25 protein-coding genes are annotated in these 18024 nt (G+C 71.6%); 12 read left to right on the top strand and 13 right to left on the bottom strand.

Annotation, left to right across the window (positions count from 1 at the left end; translation table 11 throughout):
* Positions 1–34: 34 nt before the first annotated feature.
* Complete coding sequence (locus ACGFH9_RS24590; protein ID WP_354973754.1) at positions 35–163, top strand: hypothetical protein; 129 nt, start codon at positions 35–37, stop codon at positions 161–163.
* Between the two features lie 329 nt (positions 164–492).
* On the top strand, positions 493–705 hold the full coding sequence (locus tag ACGFH9_RS24585; RefSeq protein ID WP_393223356.1) for a hypothetical protein: 213 nt from the start codon (positions 493–495) through the stop codon (positions 703–705).
* Positions 706–782: 77 nt separating this feature from the next.
* Here the strand turns inward: ACGFH9_RS24585 and ACGFH9_RS24580 are convergent, their stop codons facing one another.
* Positions 783–1130, bottom strand: coding sequence for a hypothetical protein (locus ACGFH9_RS24580; RefSeq protein ID WP_393223377.1), 348 nt, complete (start codon positions 1128–1130; stop codon positions 783–785).
* Positions 1131–1295: 165 nt separating this feature from the next.
* On the opposite strand from ACGFH9_RS24580, the gene ACGFH9_RS24575 reads away from it, so the two are divergent.
* A complete protein-coding gene (locus ACGFH9_RS24575) occupies positions 1296–2057 on the top strand; it encodes a Scr1 family TA system antitoxin-like transcriptional regulator (RefSeq protein WP_393223354.1) in 762 nt (253 codons plus the stop codon).
* Entirely contained in the window at positions 2054–2248 is a 195-nt protein-coding gene (locus ACGFH9_RS24570; RefSeq protein WP_393223352.1) for a DUF397 domain-containing protein, read from the top strand. The genes ACGFH9_RS24575 and ACGFH9_RS24570 overlap by 4 nt, the downstream gene beginning before the upstream one ends.
* A 55-nt stretch (positions 2249–2303) precedes the next feature.
* On the opposite strand, the gene ACGFH9_RS24565 is transcribed toward ACGFH9_RS24570, so the two are convergent.
* Together ACGFH9_RS24565 and ACGFH9_RS24560 are read right to left on the bottom strand one after the other, a co-directional pair.
* On the bottom strand, positions 2304–3290 hold the full coding sequence (locus ACGFH9_RS24565) for a pirin family protein (RefSeq protein WP_393223349.1): 987 nt from the start codon (positions 3288–3290) through the stop codon (positions 2304–2306).
* A gap of 11 nt (positions 3291–3301) precedes the next feature.
* Positions 3302–3784 (bottom strand): MarR family transcriptional regulator, encoded by a 483-nt coding sequence (locus tag ACGFH9_RS24560; protein WP_355237795.1) that lies wholly within the window; start codon positions 3782–3784, stop codon positions 3302–3304.
* Between the two features lie 158 nt (positions 3785–3942).
* Between ACGFH9_RS24560 and ACGFH9_RS24555 the strand changes: the two genes are divergently transcribed.
* The gene (locus ACGFH9_RS24555; RefSeq protein WP_393223346.1) at positions 3943–4476 is read left to right on the top strand and encodes a GNAT family N-acetyltransferase; all 534 of its coding nucleotides are present in this window, start codon (positions 3943–3945) and stop codon (positions 4474–4476) included.
* Positions 4477–4591: 115 nt separating this feature from the next.
* On the opposite strand, the gene ACGFH9_RS24550 is transcribed toward ACGFH9_RS24555, so the two are convergent.
* Positions 4592–5359, bottom strand: coding sequence for a hypothetical protein (locus ACGFH9_RS24550; RefSeq protein WP_393223343.1), 768 nt, complete (start codon positions 5357–5359; stop codon positions 4592–4594).
* 28 nt (positions 5360–5387) lie between these two features.
* On the opposite strand from ACGFH9_RS24550, the gene ACGFH9_RS24545 reads away from it, so the two are divergent.
* Together ACGFH9_RS24545 and ACGFH9_RS24540 are read left to right on the top strand one after the other, a co-directional pair.
* Complete coding sequence (locus tag ACGFH9_RS24545; protein WP_393223340.1) at positions 5388–5858, top strand: winged helix-turn-helix transcriptional regulator; 471 nt, start codon at positions 5388–5390, stop codon at positions 5856–5858.
* The gene (locus ACGFH9_RS24540; protein ID WP_393223374.1) at positions 5855–6439 is read left to right on the top strand and encodes a DUF1684 domain-containing protein; all 585 of its coding nucleotides are present in this window, start codon (positions 5855–5857) and stop codon (positions 6437–6439) included. The genes ACGFH9_RS24545 and ACGFH9_RS24540 overlap by 4 nt, the downstream gene beginning before the upstream one ends.
* Positions 6440–6575: 136 nt before the next feature.
* On the opposite strand, the gene ACGFH9_RS24535 is transcribed toward ACGFH9_RS24540, so the two are convergent.
* Complete coding sequence (locus tag ACGFH9_RS24535; protein WP_393223338.1) at positions 6576–7157, bottom strand: general stress protein; 582 nt, start codon at positions 7155–7157, stop codon at positions 6576–6578.
* Between ACGFH9_RS24535 and ACGFH9_RS24530 the strand changes: the two genes are divergently transcribed.
* Positions 7156–7509, top strand: a complete 354-nt coding sequence (locus ACGFH9_RS24530; RefSeq protein ID WP_393223335.1) for a hypothetical protein — start codon at positions 7156–7158, stop codon at positions 7507–7509. The two genes, ACGFH9_RS24535 and ACGFH9_RS24530, sit on opposite strands and share 2 nt — an antisense overlap.
* 149 nt (positions 7510–7658) lie before the next feature.
* Positions 7659–8159 carry a metallophosphoesterase family protein gene (locus tag ACGFH9_RS24525; RefSeq protein ID WP_393223333.1) on the top strand — a complete coding sequence of 167 codons (501 nt, stop codon included), beginning with the start codon at positions 7659–7661 and terminating at the stop codon, positions 8157–8159.
* A 9-nt stretch (positions 8160–8168) separates the two neighbouring features.
* Here the strand turns inward: ACGFH9_RS24525 and ACGFH9_RS24520 are convergent, their stop codons facing one another.
* The gene (locus ACGFH9_RS24520) at positions 8169–8384 is read right to left on the bottom strand and encodes a DUF3072 domain-containing protein (protein WP_355237769.1); all 216 of its coding nucleotides are present in this window, start codon (positions 8382–8384) and stop codon (positions 8169–8171) included.
* Positions 8385–8469: 85 nt separating this feature from the next.
* Here ACGFH9_RS24520 and ACGFH9_RS24515 point away from each other — a divergent pair, with 85 nt between their 5' ends.
* Positions 8470–9429, top strand: coding sequence for an NAD(P)/FAD-dependent oxidoreductase (locus ACGFH9_RS24515; RefSeq protein WP_393223329.1), 960 nt, complete (start codon positions 8470–8472; stop codon positions 9427–9429).
* Between the two features lie 14 nt (positions 9430–9443).
* On the opposite strand, the gene ACGFH9_RS24510 is transcribed toward ACGFH9_RS24515, so the two are convergent.
* The 3 genes from ACGFH9_RS24510 to ACGFH9_RS24500 all read right to left on the bottom strand — a co-directional run bounded on the left by ACGFH9_RS24510 (position 9444) and on the right by ACGFH9_RS24500 (position 13719).
* Positions 9444–10736 carry a cation:proton antiporter gene (locus ACGFH9_RS24510; RefSeq protein ID WP_393223327.1) on the bottom strand — a complete coding sequence of 431 codons (1293 nt, stop codon included), beginning with the start codon at positions 10734–10736 and terminating at the stop codon, positions 9444–9446.
* Between the two features lie 107 nt (positions 10737–10843).
* Positions 10844–11521, bottom strand: a complete 678-nt coding sequence (locus ACGFH9_RS24505) for an HAD family hydrolase (RefSeq protein WP_355237763.1) — start codon at positions 11519–11521, stop codon at positions 10844–10846.
* Between the two features lie 62 nt (positions 11522–11583).
* On the bottom strand, positions 11584–13719 hold the full coding sequence (locus tag ACGFH9_RS24500) for a SpoIIE family protein phosphatase (RefSeq protein WP_393223324.1): 2136 nt from the start codon (positions 13717–13719) through the stop codon (positions 11584–11586).
* 198 nt (positions 13720–13917) lie between these two features.
* Between ACGFH9_RS24500 and ACGFH9_RS24495 the strand changes: the two genes are divergently transcribed.
* Positions 13918–14781: a hypothetical protein gene (locus ACGFH9_RS24495; protein WP_355237757.1), complete on the top strand. Its 864-nt coding sequence runs from the start codon at positions 13918–13920 to the stop codon at positions 14779–14781.
* 61 nt (positions 14782–14842) lie between these two features.
* Here the strand turns inward: ACGFH9_RS24495 and ACGFH9_RS24490 are convergent, their stop codons facing one another.
* Entirely contained in the window at positions 14843–15196 is a 354-nt protein-coding gene (locus ACGFH9_RS24490) for a DUF6401 family natural product biosynthesis protein (protein ID WP_355618461.1), read from the bottom strand.
* Positions 15197–15595: 399 nt separating this feature from the next.
* Complete coding sequence (locus tag ACGFH9_RS24485) at positions 15596–15805, bottom strand: hypothetical protein (protein WP_393223320.1); 210 nt, start codon at positions 15803–15805, stop codon at positions 15596–15598.
* A gap of 157 nt (positions 15806–15962) precedes the next feature.
* Between ACGFH9_RS24485 and ACGFH9_RS24480 the strand changes: the two genes are divergently transcribed.
* A complete protein-coding gene (locus ACGFH9_RS24480; RefSeq protein WP_393223318.1) occupies positions 15963–17234 on the top strand; it encodes an MFS transporter in 1272 nt (423 codons plus the stop codon).
* Here the strand turns inward: ACGFH9_RS24480 and ACGFH9_RS24475 are convergent.
* The gene (locus tag ACGFH9_RS24475; protein ID WP_355237742.1) at positions 17189–17437 is read right to left on the bottom strand and encodes a hypothetical protein; all 249 of its coding nucleotides are present in this window, start codon (positions 17435–17437) and stop codon (positions 17189–17191) included. The two genes, ACGFH9_RS24480 and ACGFH9_RS24475, sit on opposite strands and share 46 nt — an antisense overlap.
* 105 nt (positions 17438–17542) lie before the next feature.
* Positions 17543–18004 (bottom strand): SRPBCC family protein, encoded by a 462-nt coding sequence (locus ACGFH9_RS24470; protein ID WP_355237739.1) that lies wholly within the window; start codon positions 18002–18004, stop codon positions 17543–17545.
* Between the last annotated feature and the right edge of the window lie 20 nt (positions 18005–18024).

Below are 18024 nucleotides of genomic sequence, written 5' to 3'. Positions count from 1 at the left end.
CGCGAGCAGCGACAACAGCCGAGGAGGCCACACCATGCCCCGCGAAACAACGAACCCCGTGAACGAGTACCGCGAGCCGGCGGTGGAGAGCGAACGGGGGGCGCTGGTAGCGGTGTTGCTGATGGTGATTCTGGGCGTCGCCGGGATCTTCGCGGTCTCGTAAGACGTCCAGCTTCGCGTCGATCTTGCACTTTCGGTCGTCGTTATGAGTAGTTTTCACCGCTTGTGCCTGGGCAGAAACTGCAAGAATCGGCGGCGCGGGGAAGTGCGCGGAGGGACGTGCCTACCGGGGTGATCCTCCCTGGCCTCCCTCTGTGAGGGGCTTTGCCGTCACCAGTCACCAGGATCATTGCCGAGGCGTCGGACGATGGCCTCGCCCCCTCGATGGCGCGGTAATCGCGAGATCTTGGACAGTTTCCGTTCGGTCCGAACGGAAACTGTCCAAGATCTCCGCGTCCGGGCTTCTGGCGCGCATGCCATAGCGTCGATTCCGTGAAGCCGGTGGTGGTACTCCTGCTAACGCTCGCCACGTTGCTGATCGTGGCGTTCATGTTCGTTGGCTGGCGAGACCGGAAACGGCACTCCTCGCCCGAGGACTCCGCCGCGGCCGGCGATGCCAGGTCGACGCAAGAGCGATACGCGGCGGAGCGTCATGCCGTCCAGGGTGAGGTGTGGCGGCGCGGCCAGAACCCGCCTAGCACCTGAGCCCTTGCCGCGTCCGCCTCGTTTCCATCGAGACTTCAGCGTGGGGCGAGTTCGGGCGGACGGCAGCCGGCGAGGATCTAGGTATCGCCCTGCAAGATCCCCGGCTCGACGATCGGTTTGCGGAACGGTCCCCAACCCACGAAGCGGTCGTACAGGGCGCGCGGGCTCGGCCCGTCGTGCGGGTTCAGGTGGTAGAGGTCGCGCATCGCCTCGTACAACAGCCCGGCCAGGTAGATCGACAGGCTCGGCATCTTGCTCTCGTACTCGGCTTTCAGCATGAGTCGCGCCGTCGCGCACGGCCACGGCTGGCCGTCGGCGCGGCAGGCCCAGTGCGGACGTAGCGGCGTGTGCGGCGGGGCCTGGCCATGCTGGCGCGGTCGGTCCGCGATCGGCCCCCGTTCGGGTACGGACACCTGCGAGGAGATCACGCCGGACCCCCGTACGCCCGCTGTGCCCGGATCAGGTGGCCCGCCGTCGGGATGGTCTCGCTGCGCCAGAACGTGAAGCGCACGGTGCCTCCTTCGCGCTGTCGTCGTGGGAAGGGGCCGCCCCGTGAGTGCTTGCCGGGTCAGGGGCGGCCGGAGGCGGCTGTGAATCACGGACTTATCGAGGCCATGGTCGAGGCGGGCGAGACAGCGGAATCCCTCGCAGCTCAGGTCGGCGTCGACCCGAAGACGGCGCAGCGATGGGTCAATCCTGGACGGGTGCCGCGACCGCGTCACCGTTCCCAGATCGCAAGGTTGCTCGCTCGGGACGTAGGGGACCTCTGGCCGGACGTACTCAAGCGCCGTGAACCGTCGTGGTTCCGTCAATGGGCCGAGATCGAGCACGAGGCCACCGTCATTCGATGGTTCGAGCTGGCATGGGTGCCCGGTCTACTGCAGACGGAGGCGTACGCCAAAGCCACGCTTGAGATCGAATCCTTCGGCGCTGGCGAAGTCGATGAGCTGACCGCGGCGCGTATGCAGCGGCAGGTGATCCTGCACCGGAAGCGACCGCCGCTCGTCGTCGTCGTGATGGACGAGGCGGTTCTACGTCGGCGGGTCGGCCCTGACGACGCGATCATGCGTGAGCAGTGCGAGCACATTGCCGTATGCGCCCAGTTGGTGCAGGTTCATGTGGTTCCGCGTGAGACTCCGATGTACCTCGGAATGGGCGGCCCGTTCATCCTCGCCGACGTGCTCGATGGTCCCCGAATGGCACACCAAGACAGCCAGGTCAAGGCACACATCACAGACGATGCAACGGAAATTGCTACCCTCGAACGGCGATGGGCACGCATAGTTGGCGATGCTCTACCTAGGACGCAGTCTCTCGATCTCATCAGGGAAGCGGCATCATCATGGACATGACCGGCGCGCGGTGGCGCAAGAGCTCGAAGAGCGGTAGCAACGGCGGCGCGTGCGTCGAGGTCGCCGACAATCTCCCCGGTGTCGTCCTTGTACGCGACACGAAGGACCGTGACGGCGGGACACTCACCTTTGGTCCGGCGCAGTGGCAGGGCTTCGTGGACCTCGCGAAGGCTATTGGCCCCGTTTCCTGATCATCGCTATGCAGAAGGCCCCCGGATCGCTCCGGGGGCCTTCTGCGTGATCAGGTCAGGGGCGCGGGCCCTGGCCGTTGGTGTGCGGAACCCGCTCGGTGGGGATGACGCCGAGTCGGCCGGCCTTGAAGTCCTCGAACGCCTGGAGCAGCTCGTCGCGGGTGTTCATCACGAACGGGCCGTACTGCGCCACCGGCTCCCGGATGGGCTGACCGCCCATGATGTAGAGGTCCAGCGCCGGGGTGTTGCTGTCCTGCGTGGGGCTCGCGCCGAAGCGCAGCGCGCTACCCGGGCCGTGCACGGCGAGCTGGCCGGTGTGGACCGGTCGACGCTCGACGCCGACGGTGCCGCGCCCGCCGAGGACGTACACCAGGGCGTTGAAGTTGGGGTTCCAGGGCAGGTCGACCTGCGCGCCGGGCTGGACGGTGACGTGGCTGATGGTGATCGGCGTGAACGTGGAGCCCGGGCCCTTGTGCCCGGCGATCTCGCCGGCGATGATCCGGACGAGCGCGCCACCGTCCTCGGTGGTGAGCAGCGCGGACTCCCGGCCCCGGATGTCCTGGTACTGGGGCGGGTTCATCTTGGCCTTGCGCGGCAGGTTGACCCAGAGCTGCGTGCCGTGGAAGAGGCCGCCGCTCGTCACCAGGTGCTCCGGCGGCGCCTCGATGTGCAGCAGCCCACTGCCGGCCGTCATCCACTGGGTGTCGCCGTCGGTGATGGTGCCGCCGCCGCCCTGCGAGTCCTGGTGGTCGAAGACGCCGTCGATGATGTACGTGACGGTCTCGAAGCCGCGGTGCGGGTGCCACGGGGTGCCCTTCGGCTCACCCGGGGCGTAGTCGACCTCGCCCATCTGGTCCAGGTGGATGAACGGGTCCAGGTCGGTCGTCGACACCCCGGCGAAGGCCCGGCGGACCGGGAAGCCCTCGCCCTCGAAGCCGCTGGGCGCGGTGGTCACCTTGCGGACCTTGCGGAACGTGGTGGCCTTGTTGAGCTTGGGTACGCGGGGCAGGACGAGGACGTTGTCAACGGTGATCGCGGGCATCAGGGGGCTCCTTAACGTGTGGCGTGGGTGCTCGACGTGGTCCGGGCCGCGCGCAGGCGGCGGCCGAGCCGGTCGAAGACCCGGGTGAGGCAGGCGACCTCGGCGTCGTCGAGGTCGTCCATCAGGTGGGTACGCACCGACGCCAGATGGTGTGGTGCGGCCTCCGTCAGCGTGAGCAGCCCGGCGGCGGTGAGCACGGCTTCGCTGCCGCGCCGGTCGTCCGGGCAGGCCTCCTTGCTGACCAGGCCGCGCCGCTGCATCGAGGAGATCTGGTACGTGAGTCGGCTGGGGGAGAAGACCAGCCGGCCGGCCAGCTCGCCCATCCGCAGTCGTTGCCCCGGTGCCTCGGAGAGCAGGACCAGCACGTGGTAGTCGGCGAAACTCAGGTCGCTGTCGGCGCGCAGGTCGTCTTCCATCTGCGTGAACAGTCGCTGGCTGGCCTCGATGTAGGCGCGCCAGGCGGCCGCTCGGGTGCTGTCCAGGCTCTCTGTCACGACCACGACGATAGCACTAGTTAAAAATTCAACTAGTGCGGTTCAGGGTCGTCTACGTCACCTGTGCCCGCGTGTCGGCTCATGTCGTACAGCTTTGAAGGACGCCTCCGAGTAATGCGGCGGCGGGACCGACGTGGCGTGTGCCAGACTCCGGCCTCGTGGAACACGTGGAGCTCGCCGCCGACGACCTGCTGCTGCGCCCGTGGCGGGAAGCGGACGCCCGAGCCGTGCTCGACGCCCTGCGCGATCCGGCCATCGCCCAGTGGAACCCGCAGGGTGACGGGCCGATCGACGACGAGGTCGCCCTGCTCTGGGTGCGTCGTCGCGCCGACTGGTCGGCCGGCGACCACGCCTCGCTGGCGGTGGCCGCCGGCGATGACGGCAAGCTGCTCGGCTCGGTGTCGCTGCACCACATCCGCCACGGCGACGCCTCGATCGGCTACTGGACGATGCCGGCGGCGCGCGGACGCCAGGTGGCGACGAGGGCCGTCGTCCGACTCACCGCGTGGGCGTTCGACACCCTCCGGCTGCACCGGATCGAGCTGTGCCACGCCGTCGCCAACCCGGCGTCCTGCCGGGTCGCCGACCGGGCCGGTTATCCCGCCGAGGGGACGCTGCGCGAGTCGTACCGGTACGGCGACGGCCGCCGCTACGACGAGCACCTGCACGCCCGCCTCTCCACCGACCGCTAGCGGCCATCCCGACCGTCAGTCGGTGACCCTGCGGAGGAAGGCCGCCAGGGTGGTCCTGCTGCGCTCGACCTTCTCCTGCACGGACAGCGTCTCGTGCATCCGTGGCCCGGCGTGCTTACGGCCCCGCAGGTAGAGGGAGCAGGCGGCCGGCCTCGGCGGTGAGCGGGCGTCGCTGTGCGGTCCGCTGTCGGAGCAGGACGAACCCGAGCCCCGTCAGGAACCAGGTGGCGAGCACCGTGAGCGGTACCAGCGTGTGCGATCCGCCGAAGTGGCCGAAGTTGTTGACCGCGCGGACTGCCGCACCCGGCGGGAGCTTCGCCGAGATCGCCTGCGCCCGGCTCGGCAGCAGGTCGACGCCGATCGTCGCACCGCTCGTCGCGTTGCCGATGGTGGTGAGGGTGAGCACGGCGAGCGCGATACCGATCGGGCCGAGCCAGGCGCCGAGGGCCTTCGTCGTGAAGGCGCTGGCGGCCGACAGCAGGATGAGCGACAGGGCGAGCAGACCGGCGACGAGTTGCCGCGCGGCGCCGCTCTCGCTGAAGCCGCTCGCGCCGGCGTAGTCGAGCCGCAGGCTGTCGGGGGCGGCCGCACTGAGGACCGCGACGGCGTCGCCGTCGTGGACCAGGGCGGCACCGCTGTCGACGCTGGTGACAGGTGTGACGGCGACGGCATCGCCGAACCCGCCGGTGGCGGTCGCGGCGAGTTGCTCGCCGACGACCGCGATCGGAAGGCGGCTCGGTGCGGGATCGCGTTGCAGCCCGACGTAGCCGGCGATGAACGCCGTACCGATGATCAGCCCGGTGATCACCAGCGACAGCCAGGCTCGACGCTGGGTGACGACGGGCGTTTCCCGCTCGGTGGGTGGATCGGATGGCGACGTCATGGGTGCTTCCTCGGGTAGTGTGGTTTGAATGTCCAACCAGACGAACCGTAGCGCCCCCGGTTTGAATTCCAAACCGGCGCGGGACACGCTCGCGGTGGCGCTCGACGCCGTCAACGACAGGTGGTCGCTGCACATCGTGCGAGCGCTCGCCTTCGGCGCGTCGCGGTACACCGAGATCCTGCGAGCGGTCGGCGCACCCCGGGACGTCCTCGCCGCCCGGCTGCGGAAGCTGGCCGAGAGCGGCATCCTCCAGGCCCGCACATCCGAGGACGGCAAGGTCGCGGGGTACGAACTCACCCAGAAGGGCCGTGACCTCGGTCAGGTGATCCTCGTGCTCAAGCGCTGGGGGGACACCTACAGCGATGCGGAGGTGCCCACGGTCGACTTCATCCACGACGTGTGCGGCGAGGTGTTCGTCGCCGAGGTCCGCTGCCAGGCGTGCGGTAGGCCCCTGAAGTCCGACGAGCTGTCCCTCGACGACGAGTCCCCCGCATGCTGACCGACCTGGAGTTGGTCGACTGGCGCGAGCGGGTGGCCCGGCTGTACCTGTCCGACGTCGACCTGGCGGGCTTCCGCGCCGGCCGCGACGACCTGTTCGCCACCCACCCGCAGAGCCCGATCCCGGCGGACGAGCGGGCCGACTTCCGTGGCGTGCGGTACTTCCCGCCCAACCCGGCGGCCGTCGTCGAGGCGCCCCTTCGGTCGGCCAGCGGCGGGCTGAGCATCGACACCGGCGGCCCGGACGGGGTCGTGAACTACCGGCGGGTGGCGGTGGCCGAGACGCCGTGGGGGCCGCTCACCCTCTGGTGGATCGAGGCGTACGGCGGCGGGCTGTTCGTGCCGCTGCGCGACAGCACCTGCGGCCCGGAGACGTACGGCGGGGGTCGGTACCTCACCGACACGGTCAAGGGGACCTTCGGCCGGGGCGTCGAGCTGCTGCCCGATGACCGGATTCGACTGGACGCGAACTACCTCTACAACCCGAGCTGCGCGTACGACGACCGCTGGGCCTGCCCCCTCGCCCCACCGGAGAACCGGGTCGACGTCCCGCTGCGGGCGGGCGAGCTGTCGTACCACTGACCGGCGAGCAGCAGGCCCGGCCCCACGTCCGCCGATCTTGCACTTTCGGTCGCCGAAATGCCCGCCCCGCTCACCTTTGTCGCAGCAGAAACTGCAAGATCGGCGGGGCGGGGCGGGGCTCGGCGCGGGGCGGGGGTTAGCGGGGGCGGGAGCCGGGCATCTGCATGCGGCCCAGGAGCTGTCTTGCCTGGTCGGCTAGCTGCGCGTCGACTGTCACCGCGTACTGGCCCGCGCGGAGCGAACTGGCCGAGGTGAAGTCGCGCTGCCCGCCGGTCATGGCGTGCGCGACCGCGCCGAACACAGCGCCCCAGATCGCGCCGATGACCAGGCCGACCAGGATCACGGCCAGCCAGTTCCCGACGGTGAAGATGCCGAACAGCAGACCGATGAACAGTCCGAACCAGGCGCCCGTGCCGGCGCCGAGCAGGGTCGCACGGCCGGTCGTCATCCGTCCGAGCACGGTCTCCACCAGCGTCAGGTTCGTGCCGACGATGGCGGAGTGCTCCACCGGGAAGCGGTTGTCCGCCAGATAGTCGACCACCTTCTGCGCGGACGGATAGTCCGGATACGAGCCGATCGTCACTGTGGGTGGGCCACCCTCCGGCCCGTGCCCGTCCGCGCCCGGCGTGGATGGGCGGCCTGCCGGCCCGGACGGAAGCGCATCGCCACTGGTTGCGCCGGGCTGCCACGCGGCGGCCGGCCCCGAAGCTGAGGTCATGAGCATCCTCCCTCGTCAGCCGACGGGGTTCCCACCAGTGCCGAGGGGTAACGCCCGGCTCGCCGATCAGTGCCACGTCCAGGGCGAGGCATGCGTGCCGACGGCCTGGGTAGCCAGGCTGTCGCACGACGGCCTGCTGCGACGCTGGGAGGGCGACCCGGCGGGGTTCCTGGTCTGCTCGCTCTGGCTGGTGTGCTGCCTGGCGCTGGCCGGTGAGCGGGACCGGGCCCGCGAGTTGTTCGACGCGCTGCTCGGGCGGCTCAACGACCTGGGACTGTTCGCCGAACAGATCGACCCGCGGACCGGGGAGCAGTTGGGCAACTTCCCCAGGCCTTCTCGCACATCGGCCTGATCAACGCCGTCGGCGTGCTCAGCGACATCGAGCAGAACCCGGCGCTGCGCAGCCTCGGCATGCCGCCCGGCTACTTCACGCCGACGTCGCGCTGAGCACGCCGTCCACCTGCGAGGGCGCACGGCGCCCGCCCGGGGGATGATGCCGGCATGAGGCTGGTGCTCACGGCGGACACGCATCTTCCCAAGCGGGCCCGGGACCTCCCGGAGCAGTTGTGGACGGCGATCGAGGCGGCGGACGTCGTGCTGCACGCCGGCGACTGGGTCGACGAGGCGCTGCTCGACGCGATGAGCGCACGGTCGCGGCGGCTCGTCGGCGTGTACGGCAACAACGACGGTCCGGCGCTGCGTGCCCGGCTGCCCGAGGTGGCCCGCGTCGACCTCGACGGGCTACGGGTCGCCGTCGTGCACGAGACGGGCCCGCGCACCGGCCGGGAACAGCGGTGCGCGGCCCGTTTCCCCGACGTCGACGTGCTGGTCTTCGGGCACTCGCACATCCCCTGGGACACCGTCGCCCCCGGCGGACTGCGCCTGCTCAACCCAGGGTCACCCACCGACCGCCGATCCCAGCCGCACGCCACCTACCTGGAGGCCGAGATGACCCGGGGCAGTCTCACGCGCGTACGGCTGCACATCCTGCCGCGTCGCTGACCGCCGGGCCTACTGGCCGCGACCCGTCTCGGCCTGGAGCTCGTCGATCCGCTTGGAGGCCTCGGCCTTGGTCAGGTCGTCCGGCAGCGTCGCGTCCGCCTCCCGGGCCAGCGTGGCCAGGTAGGACTCCTGGGCCGCCGTCGGCGGCTCGTCGCCGGTGACCCACTCGTCCGGGTCCTTGATCGCGCCGCGTGGGTCGGCCTGGTCGTTGCTGCTGTCCGTCATCCTCATCACCCTTTCTTCGAACAGGTGTGCCAGTACCCCGATCACCGCCGGTTCATGCCCCTCGGACGACACCTACGATCATCGGATGGACGTGGACCGGTCGGGCGTGGTGGTGGTCGGGGCGGGCATCGCCGGGGTGGCGTGCGCGGTGGAGCTGACGCGCGCCGGGGTGCCGGTGCAGGTACGTGAACGCGGGCACGTCAGCGGCGGCCGGATGGCCAGCAAACGCTTCGACGGCCGCCCCGCCGACACCGGCGCCGCGTACTTCACCGTCAGCGACCCGGACTTCGCCGCCGTGGTCGACGACTGGCGTGCCGCCGGGCTGGTCCGGGAGTGGACCGACACCTTCTGGGCGTACGACACCAGCGGACGTCACGACGTGCCCGGTCCGCTGCGCTACGCCGCCCCACGTGGCCTGCGGTCTCTCGTCGAACACCTGGCCGGCCTCGTGCCGGTGACCGTCGACCGGCTGGTGCTCACCGTGGAACCCGGCCCGACTGTCGACGGCCAGCCGTACGAGGCGGTCGCGCTGGCCATGCCGGGACCGCAGGCGGCCCTGCTGCTCGACCCGGCCCTCGCCGACGCCACGCGGGTCGTGCAGGCGCAGACCTGGTCGCCGACGCTCTCCGCCGTGCTGCGCTTCGGGTCCCGGCACTGGCCGACCTTCCACGGCGCGTTCGTCAACGACCACCCGGTGCTCAGTCTCGTCTGCGACGACGGCGACCGGCGGGGCGACGACGCGCCGGTGCTGGTCGCGCACACCGTGCCGGAGTTCGCCGCCGGCCACCTGGCCCAGCCCAGCGGTGCCGGGCCCGCGATCGAGCAGGCCGTGCGGGACCTGCTCGGTCTGCCCGAGCCGGCCGCCCACGTGCACGTGCACCGCTGGACGTACGCCACGCCGACCGGCGGGCGCACCGACCACACCCACCACCTCGACGCCGACGGGATCGGCCTGGCCGGCGACGCGTTCGGCAAGCCCCGCGTGCAGAGCGCCTGGCGCTCCGGGCGGGACCTCGGTCGCGCGCTCGCCGCCCGCCTCGGCTGACCGGCCGCCGGCGCTCAGTTGTGCCCGGCGGCGGCGACCGGCTGCGCCGACTCCCGCTCGGACGGGTCCTCGGTCCGCTCGCCCTCGCGGTCCAGCAACTGCATGACCGGGGTCGCCGCGACGCCGTGCACCACCACGGACACGAGCACCACCAGCCCGACGGTGGCCCACAGCAGCTCCGCCTGCGGGAAGTCCGCCTTCGTGGTGGCGTACGCCAGGTAGTAGAACGAGCCCACGCCCCGGATGCCGAACAGCGAGATCACCCAGTGCTCCTCCGGCCGACCCGGCGCGCCGCGCAGCGACAACCAGCCGACGGCCGGCCGGATCAGGAAGACCAGCGCCAGCCCGACAGTCGCCGCCGGCCAGGTCAGCGGGGTGAGCAGGCCGCCCACGATCGCGCCGCCGAGCAGCAGCAACAACACCAGGGTGAGCAGCCGCTCGACCTGCTCGGCGAAATCGTGCAGCACCGAGTGGAACTCGTGGGTCCGCTCGGCGGCCCGGATGGCCCGCGCGGCCACGAACACCGCCAGGAAGCCGTACCCGCCGGCCACCTCCACCAGCCCGTACGCGAGGAACGTGGCCGCCAGGGCCAGGAAACCCTCGGCGTGCCGGGCCAGCCGCAACTTGCTGGGCGCCCGGAAGAACAGCTTGCCGAGCAGCCAGCCGATGAGCAGGCCGCCACCCACACCGACGCCGACCTTCCAGAGCACGTCGACGGTGAACCACTCGACCACCCACTCGCGCGGGGCGAGGCTGGTCGAGGCGATGGCGATGGCCGCGTAGACGAACGGGAACGCCAGCCCGTCGTTGAGGCCAGCCTCCGAGGTCAGGGCGAAGCGGACCTCGTCCTCCGAGTCCTCCACATCGGTCGGTTCGCCGACCTGCACGTCGGCGGCGAGCACCGGGTCGGTCGGCGCCAACGCGCCGGCCAGCAGCAGCGCCGCGGCCGGCACCAGGCCGGCCCACCACCAGCCGAGCAGCGCCACCACCGCGATGCACAGCGGCATCGCGATGGCCAGCAGTCGCCAGGTGGAGGACCACCGGGTCCAGCTCAACGGCCGGTCGATCTTCAACCCCGCGCCCATCAGGGCGACGATCACGCCGATCTCGGTGAGGTGGGTGGTCAGCTCCGGGTGCGCCAGCGGGTCCGGTGTCGGCAGCCCGACCGGCAGGAGGAAGACCAGCATGCCGAGGGCGAGGAACGCGATCGGCATGGACAGCGGGCGGCGCTCCAACACCCGGGGCAGGATGCCCGCGAGCAGCGCGCCCAGACCCACCAGCGCGAACGCCACATCTACCGGCTCCACGAACACCACCCTCTCGCCGCACCCGCGCGGTGCGGGCAGGTGGCCACAGACCATGCCCCGGAAGACTCGCGGCTATGCGTGTGCGCCCCGGCGAACCGGAGGGACTGTCACCTCGGCCGGGTGAGGGGGGAATCCGCCAGCTCGGCCAGCAGCGCGGCCGGGTCGTCGTACACGGCCACCGCGCCAGCGCCGGCGAGTTCGCCGCGGCTGGTGCCGCCGCAGGTCAAGCCGACGCACGGGATGTCCAGCTTGCCGGCCGCGGCGACGTCCCAGACCGAGTCGCCGACGAAGACGACCCGCTCGGCGGAGAGCCCGGACTGCTCCAACGCCGCCTCGAGGATGTCCGGCGCCGGCTTGCTCTCCTGCGCGTCCGCCGAGGAGGTGACGGTGTCCACCACGTCGTCCGCCTTCAGGGCCCGCAGCAGCGCGCCGACCTCGTGCTCGGCGGCGGAGGTGGCGAGCACCACCCGCAAACCCTGCTCGGCGCAGGCACGCAGCAGGTCCGCCGCCCGAGGCAGCGGCGTCAGCCGTTCCCAGTACTCCGTGTACAGGGTGTCGTGCGCGTCGCGCAGCTTCGGATCGTCGTCGCGGTCCCGCTCGGGACCGAGCAGGTGATCCAGCAGCTTGTCCGAGCCCATACCGATCGAGCGGTGCACCGTCGCCATCGGCACCGGCCGGTCGACCTGGCGCAGCGCCTCCCACCAGCTCACGGTGTGCAGGTAGGTGGTGTCGACCAGGGTTCCGTCGACGTCGAAGAGCACCCCTTGGGGTTGTTCGTTCGCCATGGGCGCACTCCTACCCGTTCGACGGTCGGCTGATTCGTCCCGGCCGCGAGCGTGGGAGCGATTCAGTGCGCCTCGGCCGGCGGGACGAGGATCTCGAACCAGACCGTCGAGCCGCGCACCGACGGGTCGGTGCCCCAGGCGTCGCTCAGCTCCTCGATCAGGCCCAGCCCGCGCCCGCGACTGCTCAACGTGTCGGTACGCGCCCGGGTCACGGTGCCCCGGGTGCCGGTATCGGCGACCGAGACCAGCAGCCGCTCGGAGCTCAGGTCGATCTCCACCCGGGCGGCCGTGCCGGCGTGCAGCAATGCGTTGGTCGTCAGCTCGCTGGTGCACAGCACCGCCGCCCCGATCACCGACTCGGGCACCTGCCACTCGGTGAGCTGACCGGTCATCCAGTGCCGGACCCGGCTCGGCGCGGTCGGCTCCGCCGGCATCTCCATCGCCGCCGACCGGCTCGGCTTGAGCGCGTGCTCGACCGCCAGCACCGCCACGTCGTCCTCGGTGCCACCGGCCACCGCCGCGGTCGCCACCGCGCAGAGGGCACGAGGGTCACTGGTGCCGGCCTTGGCCACGGCGTCGCCGAGGGCATCCATTCCGGCGCTCAAGCTCTGCCTCCGCCGCTCCACCACCCCGTCGCTGAACAGCAGCAGGGTGTCGCCGGGCGGGAACGCGACGGTGACGGTGGTCGGCCGCCCGCCCAGCCCCAGCGGGGGACCGGCCGGTAGGTCCACGTACTCGGCGTTGCAGCGGCCGTCCGGCGTGCAGCGGCGGATCAGCGGAGCGGGGTGACCGGCGCTGGCCAGGGTCAGCTCCTGCCGCTCGGCGTCGATGACCCCGAACGCCACCGTCACGAACAGCTCGTGGGTGCCAGCCTCCACGCCGAGGCTGGTCACCAAACGGTCCAGACCGGCCAGCACCGCGTCCGGCGCCGGATCGGCAAGAGCCAACGCGCGCAGCGCCGCCCGCACCTGACCCATCCGCGCCGCGGCCTGCACGTCGTGCCCGGCGACGTCGCCCAGCACCACGCCGAGCGCGCCGCTGGGCAGCAGGAACGCGTCGTAGAAGTCGCCGCCCGCCGCGTTGCCGTCCACCCCCGGGTCGTAGCGGGCCGCGATCCGCAGTCGGGGCAGGTCGGGCAGGTGCTCGGGCAGCATGCTGCGTTGCAGCAACTGGGCGGTGCCGTGCTGGGTCTCGAACCGCCGGGCCCGCTCGGCGGCCTGGCCGATCAGCTCCGCCGAGGCGGCCAGCAGCGCCCGTTCGGCCGCCGACCAGGTGTGCGCGACCTGGTAGCCGACCGTCAACCCGCCCCGCACGACCGACGTACCCAGCGGAAGCGACGCCATCGAGCGGATCTTCTGGTCGTGGCGGTCCACGGCGGTCTCGCGCAGCGGTTGGCCGTCGCGGGTGAACAGGGCCTCGCCCGAGCGGGCCGTCAGCGCGACCGGGCCCGTCCAGTCGGCGGGCGCCCGCCGCCACAGCGGAGGCAGCCGCTCGTCGGCCTCGTCCATCAGCTCGCCGCGGACCCGGCGCACCATCCGCCAGCCGCCACCACCCTCGTCGACCACGAACGCGACCCGGTCGGCGTCGAACATGGTGATGGTGTGGCGCAGCGCGACCCGGGCCACGTCGTCGAGGGTGAGGGTGCCGGCCAGCGCGGCAGCCACCTCGCTGAGACTCTGCAACTGCTCGGTGACGTGGGTGGTTTCGGCGGCCACCGTCAGGATTCCGACGATCTGCCCGGCGTTGTCGCGTACGGCCGAGTGACCCCGCGTGAAGACCACCTGCTCGACCACGCCGGAACTGCCCCCGCTCAGGGGGAGCGTCGACTCCTTCTCCAGGAACGGCACACCCTGCCGGTAGGCGCGCTCGATCACGTCACCGAAACCGGGCAGCGCCCAGACCTCGGCGTGGACCTCGGCGGCCGGTCGACCGAGGGCGCTCGGGTGCTTGCTCCCCAGCAGCTCGGCGTAGCCGTCGTTGTAGAGCAGGACCAGATCGTCGCCGTACGCGAGCGCCATCGGCATCGGCGAGGCGAGGATCAGCTCGACCACGGCCCGGACCGCCGGATCCCACCCCTCGCGCGGGCCGAGCGCGGTGGCGGACCAGTCGTGGGCGAGCACGGCTGCCGCACCGGGCCCGGCGGATAGGCCGGGGACCGGAATTGCTGGCGTGGGGACTCGCCCGACCGTTCCTGGCATGTTCGCAGCCTAGCCGGCCGTCGCTCAGCCGCATCCGATCATGTGCGCGGGTCGCGGCCCGCCCCCGCGCGGTGGCTGTTAGGGAAGGTCAAGGCCTCTGTTAGTCGACTTGTCGGAAAAATGGCAGTGAGCCGCACGGACTGCCGTACCGGTGGCCGGGTATGCGCCCGGCGCAGTCCACGCGACAGGAGGGACATCATGCTCAAAACCCTCGCGGTCCGACAGGCCGACATCGGCGATGCCATCGCCGACACCTGGAGGTCGGTGCTGCTCTTCATCCCGAAGGCAGTGGCCTTCATCGTCATCCTCGTGGTCGGCTGGCTCATCGCCAGAGCGGTCCTCAAGATCGTGGATGCGGTGTTGGAACGGGTGCGCTTCGACGAAGCGGTCGAACGCGGAGGCATCAAACGGGCACTCGAGAGAACGAAGTACGACGCCAGCGACATCCTGGCCAGGTTGGCGTACTACGCCGTCCTGCTGTTCACCCTGCAGTTCGCCTTCGGAGTCTGGGGGCCCAACGCGATCAGTGACCTGATCAGCGGCGTGGTGTCCTGGCTGCCGCGCGCGTTCATCGCGATCGTCATCGTGGTGATCGCGGCCGCCATCGCCAACGCCGTCCGCGATCTGGTCACCGGGGCGCTGGGCGGACTCTCGTACGGCAAGGTCCTGGCCGACCTGACGGCGATCTTCATCATCGCGCTCGGCGTGATCGCCGCGCTGAACCAGGTGGGCATCGCCACCACGGTCACCACTCCGGTGCTGATCGCGGTCCTCGCCACGGTCGCCGGTATCCTGATTGTCGGCGTCGGCGGTGGTCTGGTGAAACCGATGCAGAACCGCTGGGACGGCTGGCTGGACCGGGCCGCCCGGGAGGCCCAGGCGGTGCAGGAGCACCGGCGGGCCAACGCTGCCGGGCGGGGCGACATGCAGCGGCAGATGGCCGACCGCGGCGGCGACCGGACCCAGGCCATGCCCCGGGTCGACGAACAGTCGACGGTGGCCGGTGGGCGTGGCACGTACCAGTCCGGTGCGGCCGACGAAACCCAGCAGTACCGCCCGTAGCGGGGCGTGATCGTGCGAGGGGAGGGGTGTCCGCGCTACGCGTGGGCGCCCCTCCCGCGTGTCAGTGACGGTCGAGCGAGCGGGCCAGCGCGCAGACGGCGACCAGTCGGGCGAGCGGCCACTCCGGCGCGCTCCAGTCCACCGGGCCCCGTGGCGGCGTCCACCCGTGCTCCAGGGCGGCGGTGCGTACCCCCTCGGCGTAGCCGGCGAGCGTGGCGACGGTCAACGGCCGTCGGTCCCCGTCCAGGCTGTCGCGGACGGCGGCGGCGTGCTGGTCGACCAGCGCCAGCAACCCGGGGCGCGCCGCGGCGGCGGTGAGGCCGGCGGTGCCCACGGAGACGGTGAGGGCGGCCAGGGTGGACCGCGCCGACTCGACGGCGGTCGGGGAGGCGACCCGGGTGAACGGCACACGCATGGTGACCGAGGCTAACCGACAGGTGTTCGACCGGCCTCGGCCGCTCGGCGCTTGTGGGGTGTGCCACCGGACGAGTCGGGGCTGGCCGCGAGGGTTGATCCGGCACAGACAGGGCACGAGACACCCGACGACGCAGGGTGGCACAGAGCACGGGAGCACGGATGGCGCAGGGGGCGGACGGGCCGAACGACCAGCACCGGCGGCCAGCGGGGGTCAGCGACGAGACGGTCGCCGCGTTGGGCAAGCTCACGGCTACCACGCGCTGTTCCGGGAGCTGGACCAGCAGGCCCGCGACGAGCTGGTCGGTGGGCGGCGGCACCTGTACGAGGCGGAGATGAAAGAGCGCCGCCGCGCTCGGGGCCGGCCGGGACACGAGGCCCGACCGGCCGAGGGGACCGGCTAGTCGCCGGTGGCGTTGGCCGGCCGGCGGCGGGCGGCGTCGTCGGCGATGATCACGGTCGCCACCATCAGCGCGACGCAGACGCTGAACAGCCACGAGTCGTCGGAGACGAGCCGGGCCGACACGGGCGCCTGCAGCGCGGCGAGTAGGAAGCCGAGCCAGGCGAGACGGCGCTGACGCGTGGAGAGGATTCCGGAGCCTTGATGCATCCCGAAATTCTTACGCGAACAAGGCCGTTTGCCGTCCCCCGATCGGCCGATTCTGACTGAGCTGTCCGCTTTCTCGACCATCCGGACACCACTTCTTGTCGCGGCGGGCGGGCAGCCCCCGCCAGCGGTAGGGTGCGCTGCGGCAGGATGCTGACCCATGTCCACCTCGCCCGCCCCACCCCGCGCCGCGCTGCTCCTGCTGGCCTACCTCGCGTTCGTCAGCCTCGGCCTGCCGGACGGACTGCTCGGCGTCGGCTGGCCGTCGATCCGGGCAGACTTCGGCGTACCGACCGAGGCCGTCGGACTGCTGCTCGCCGCGGGCACCGTCGGCTACCTCACCTCCAGCGTGCTGGCCGGGTTCACCCTGGCCCGCCTCGGCGTCGGCGCTCTGCTGGCCGGCAGCACCCTGCTGGCCAGCCTCGCGCTGACCGGGTACGCCCTGAGCCCCGGGCTGGCCGTGATCGTGGGCTGCGCGCTGCTGCTCGGGCTGGGCTCCGGCGCGATCGACTCGGGGCTCAACGCGTACGCCGCCGGTGCGTTCGGCCCGCGACACATGAACTGGCTGCACGCCTTTTTCGGCCTGGGCGTGGCGATCGGTCCGCTGATCATGACGGCCGCGCTGAGCGCGGGGCTGGCCTGGCGGTGGGGGTACGGCATCGTGGCCGCCGCCCAGCTCGCCCTCGCCACCGCGTTCGCGTTGACGGTACGCGCGTGGCGGCGCAGTGATCCCGCCTCCGGGTCGGTAACGCACACACCCGAGGACGTGCCGCCGGTGCGGGTGCCGATCCTGGCGACGTTGCGGCTGCCGGTCGTCTGGTCGGGGACCCTGGCCTTCGCGCTGTACGTCGCCATCGAGGTGTCCGCCGGCCTGTGGGCGTTCCTGCTGCTCACCCAGGGGCGCGGCCTGAGCGCCGCGGTGGCCGGCGGCTGCGTCTCCGCGTACTGGGGGAGTCTCTTCGTCGGCCGGGTGGTGCAGGGCGTGGTCGCCGAACGGCTCGGCCCCCGGTTGGTGCTGCGGGTGAGCCTGGCCGGCATGGCCGTCGGCGCCGCACTGGTCGCGGTCCCCGGCTCGGCGGTGCTGGCGGTACTCGGCCTGGTCGTCGTCGGGTTCGCCGCCGCGCCGGTCTTCCCGCTGCTCACCCTCACCACCGCCGAACGGGTCGGGGCGGCGCACGCGGACCGGGCCATCGGGTTGCAGATCGGCGCGGCCGGCCTGGGCGCGGCGCTCGTCCCGGCCGGGCTCGGCGTGCTGATCAGCAAGGTGTCGGTGCAGGTGCTCGGTCCGGCCCTGGTGGTGCTCTCGCTGGCGCTGATCGTGCTCTACGAGCTGGGTGCGCGCCGGTCGACCGGGTCCGCCGGCCGGCCCGGTACGCCCGGCGAGGACTACCCGTTGTCCGGGCCGGTCCGACCGGTCGTCGACGGACGGTAGGCGCGCTCGGGGTCGGTCGGCTCCCGCCCTCCCTCACCACCGCGGTCGGTCGCCGCCGGCCCGTGCCCGAAGGCGGCCTCCTCGCCCGCATCGTTGCCGGTCACGTCGTCGGCCTGCCCGTCGATGCTGGAGCCCGCCACGGCGCGTTCGAGTTCCTCCAACGGCAGCCGTTCCTCGTCCCGCCACACCCTGTCGTCCGTCATGACATCAGCGGTACCCGGGCGCGATGATCGCAAACGGGTACCCGACCCCGGAGACGACGATGGCCGCCGGGAACCCCGGCGGCCATCCTCGGTCGGTGCTCAGGATCACGGCTGCGGTCGGTCCACCGAGCCACGCCAGGCGCCGGTCTCCTGACCGCGCCGCTCGATGAACGTCTTGAACCGCTCCAGGTCACCCTTGGCCCGCCGGTCGACGATGCCGAGCTTGTCGCCGGCCTGCTCGACCACGCCGTGCGGCTCGAACTCGAGCTGGAGGGTGACCCGGGTCTTGCTCTCGTCCAGGCGGTGGAAGGTCACCACACCGGCCTGCTGGGTGCCGCCGGTGGAGCGCCACGCGACCCGCTCGTCGGGCAGCTGCTCGGTGATCTCGGCGTCGAACTCGCGCTTCACGCCGGCGATGTCCACCGTCCAGTGGGTCATCGTCTCGGAGAGCTGCCGGACCTCCTGCACACCCTCCATGAACTGCGGGAACTCCTCGAACTGCGTCCACTGGTCGTACGCGGTGCGTACGGGAACGGAAACGTCGACGTGTTCGGTAACGCCACTCATCGGTCAGTCCTCCTTCGGCC

Source organism: Micromonospora sp. NPDC049102 (genome assembly GCF_043197485.1).
Taxonomy (GTDB): Bacteria; Actinomycetota; Actinomycetes; order Mycobacteriales; family Micromonosporaceae; genus Micromonospora.
Note: the sequence above shows the minus strand (reverse complement) of the source record. Positions and strands in the feature narration are given on the sequence as shown.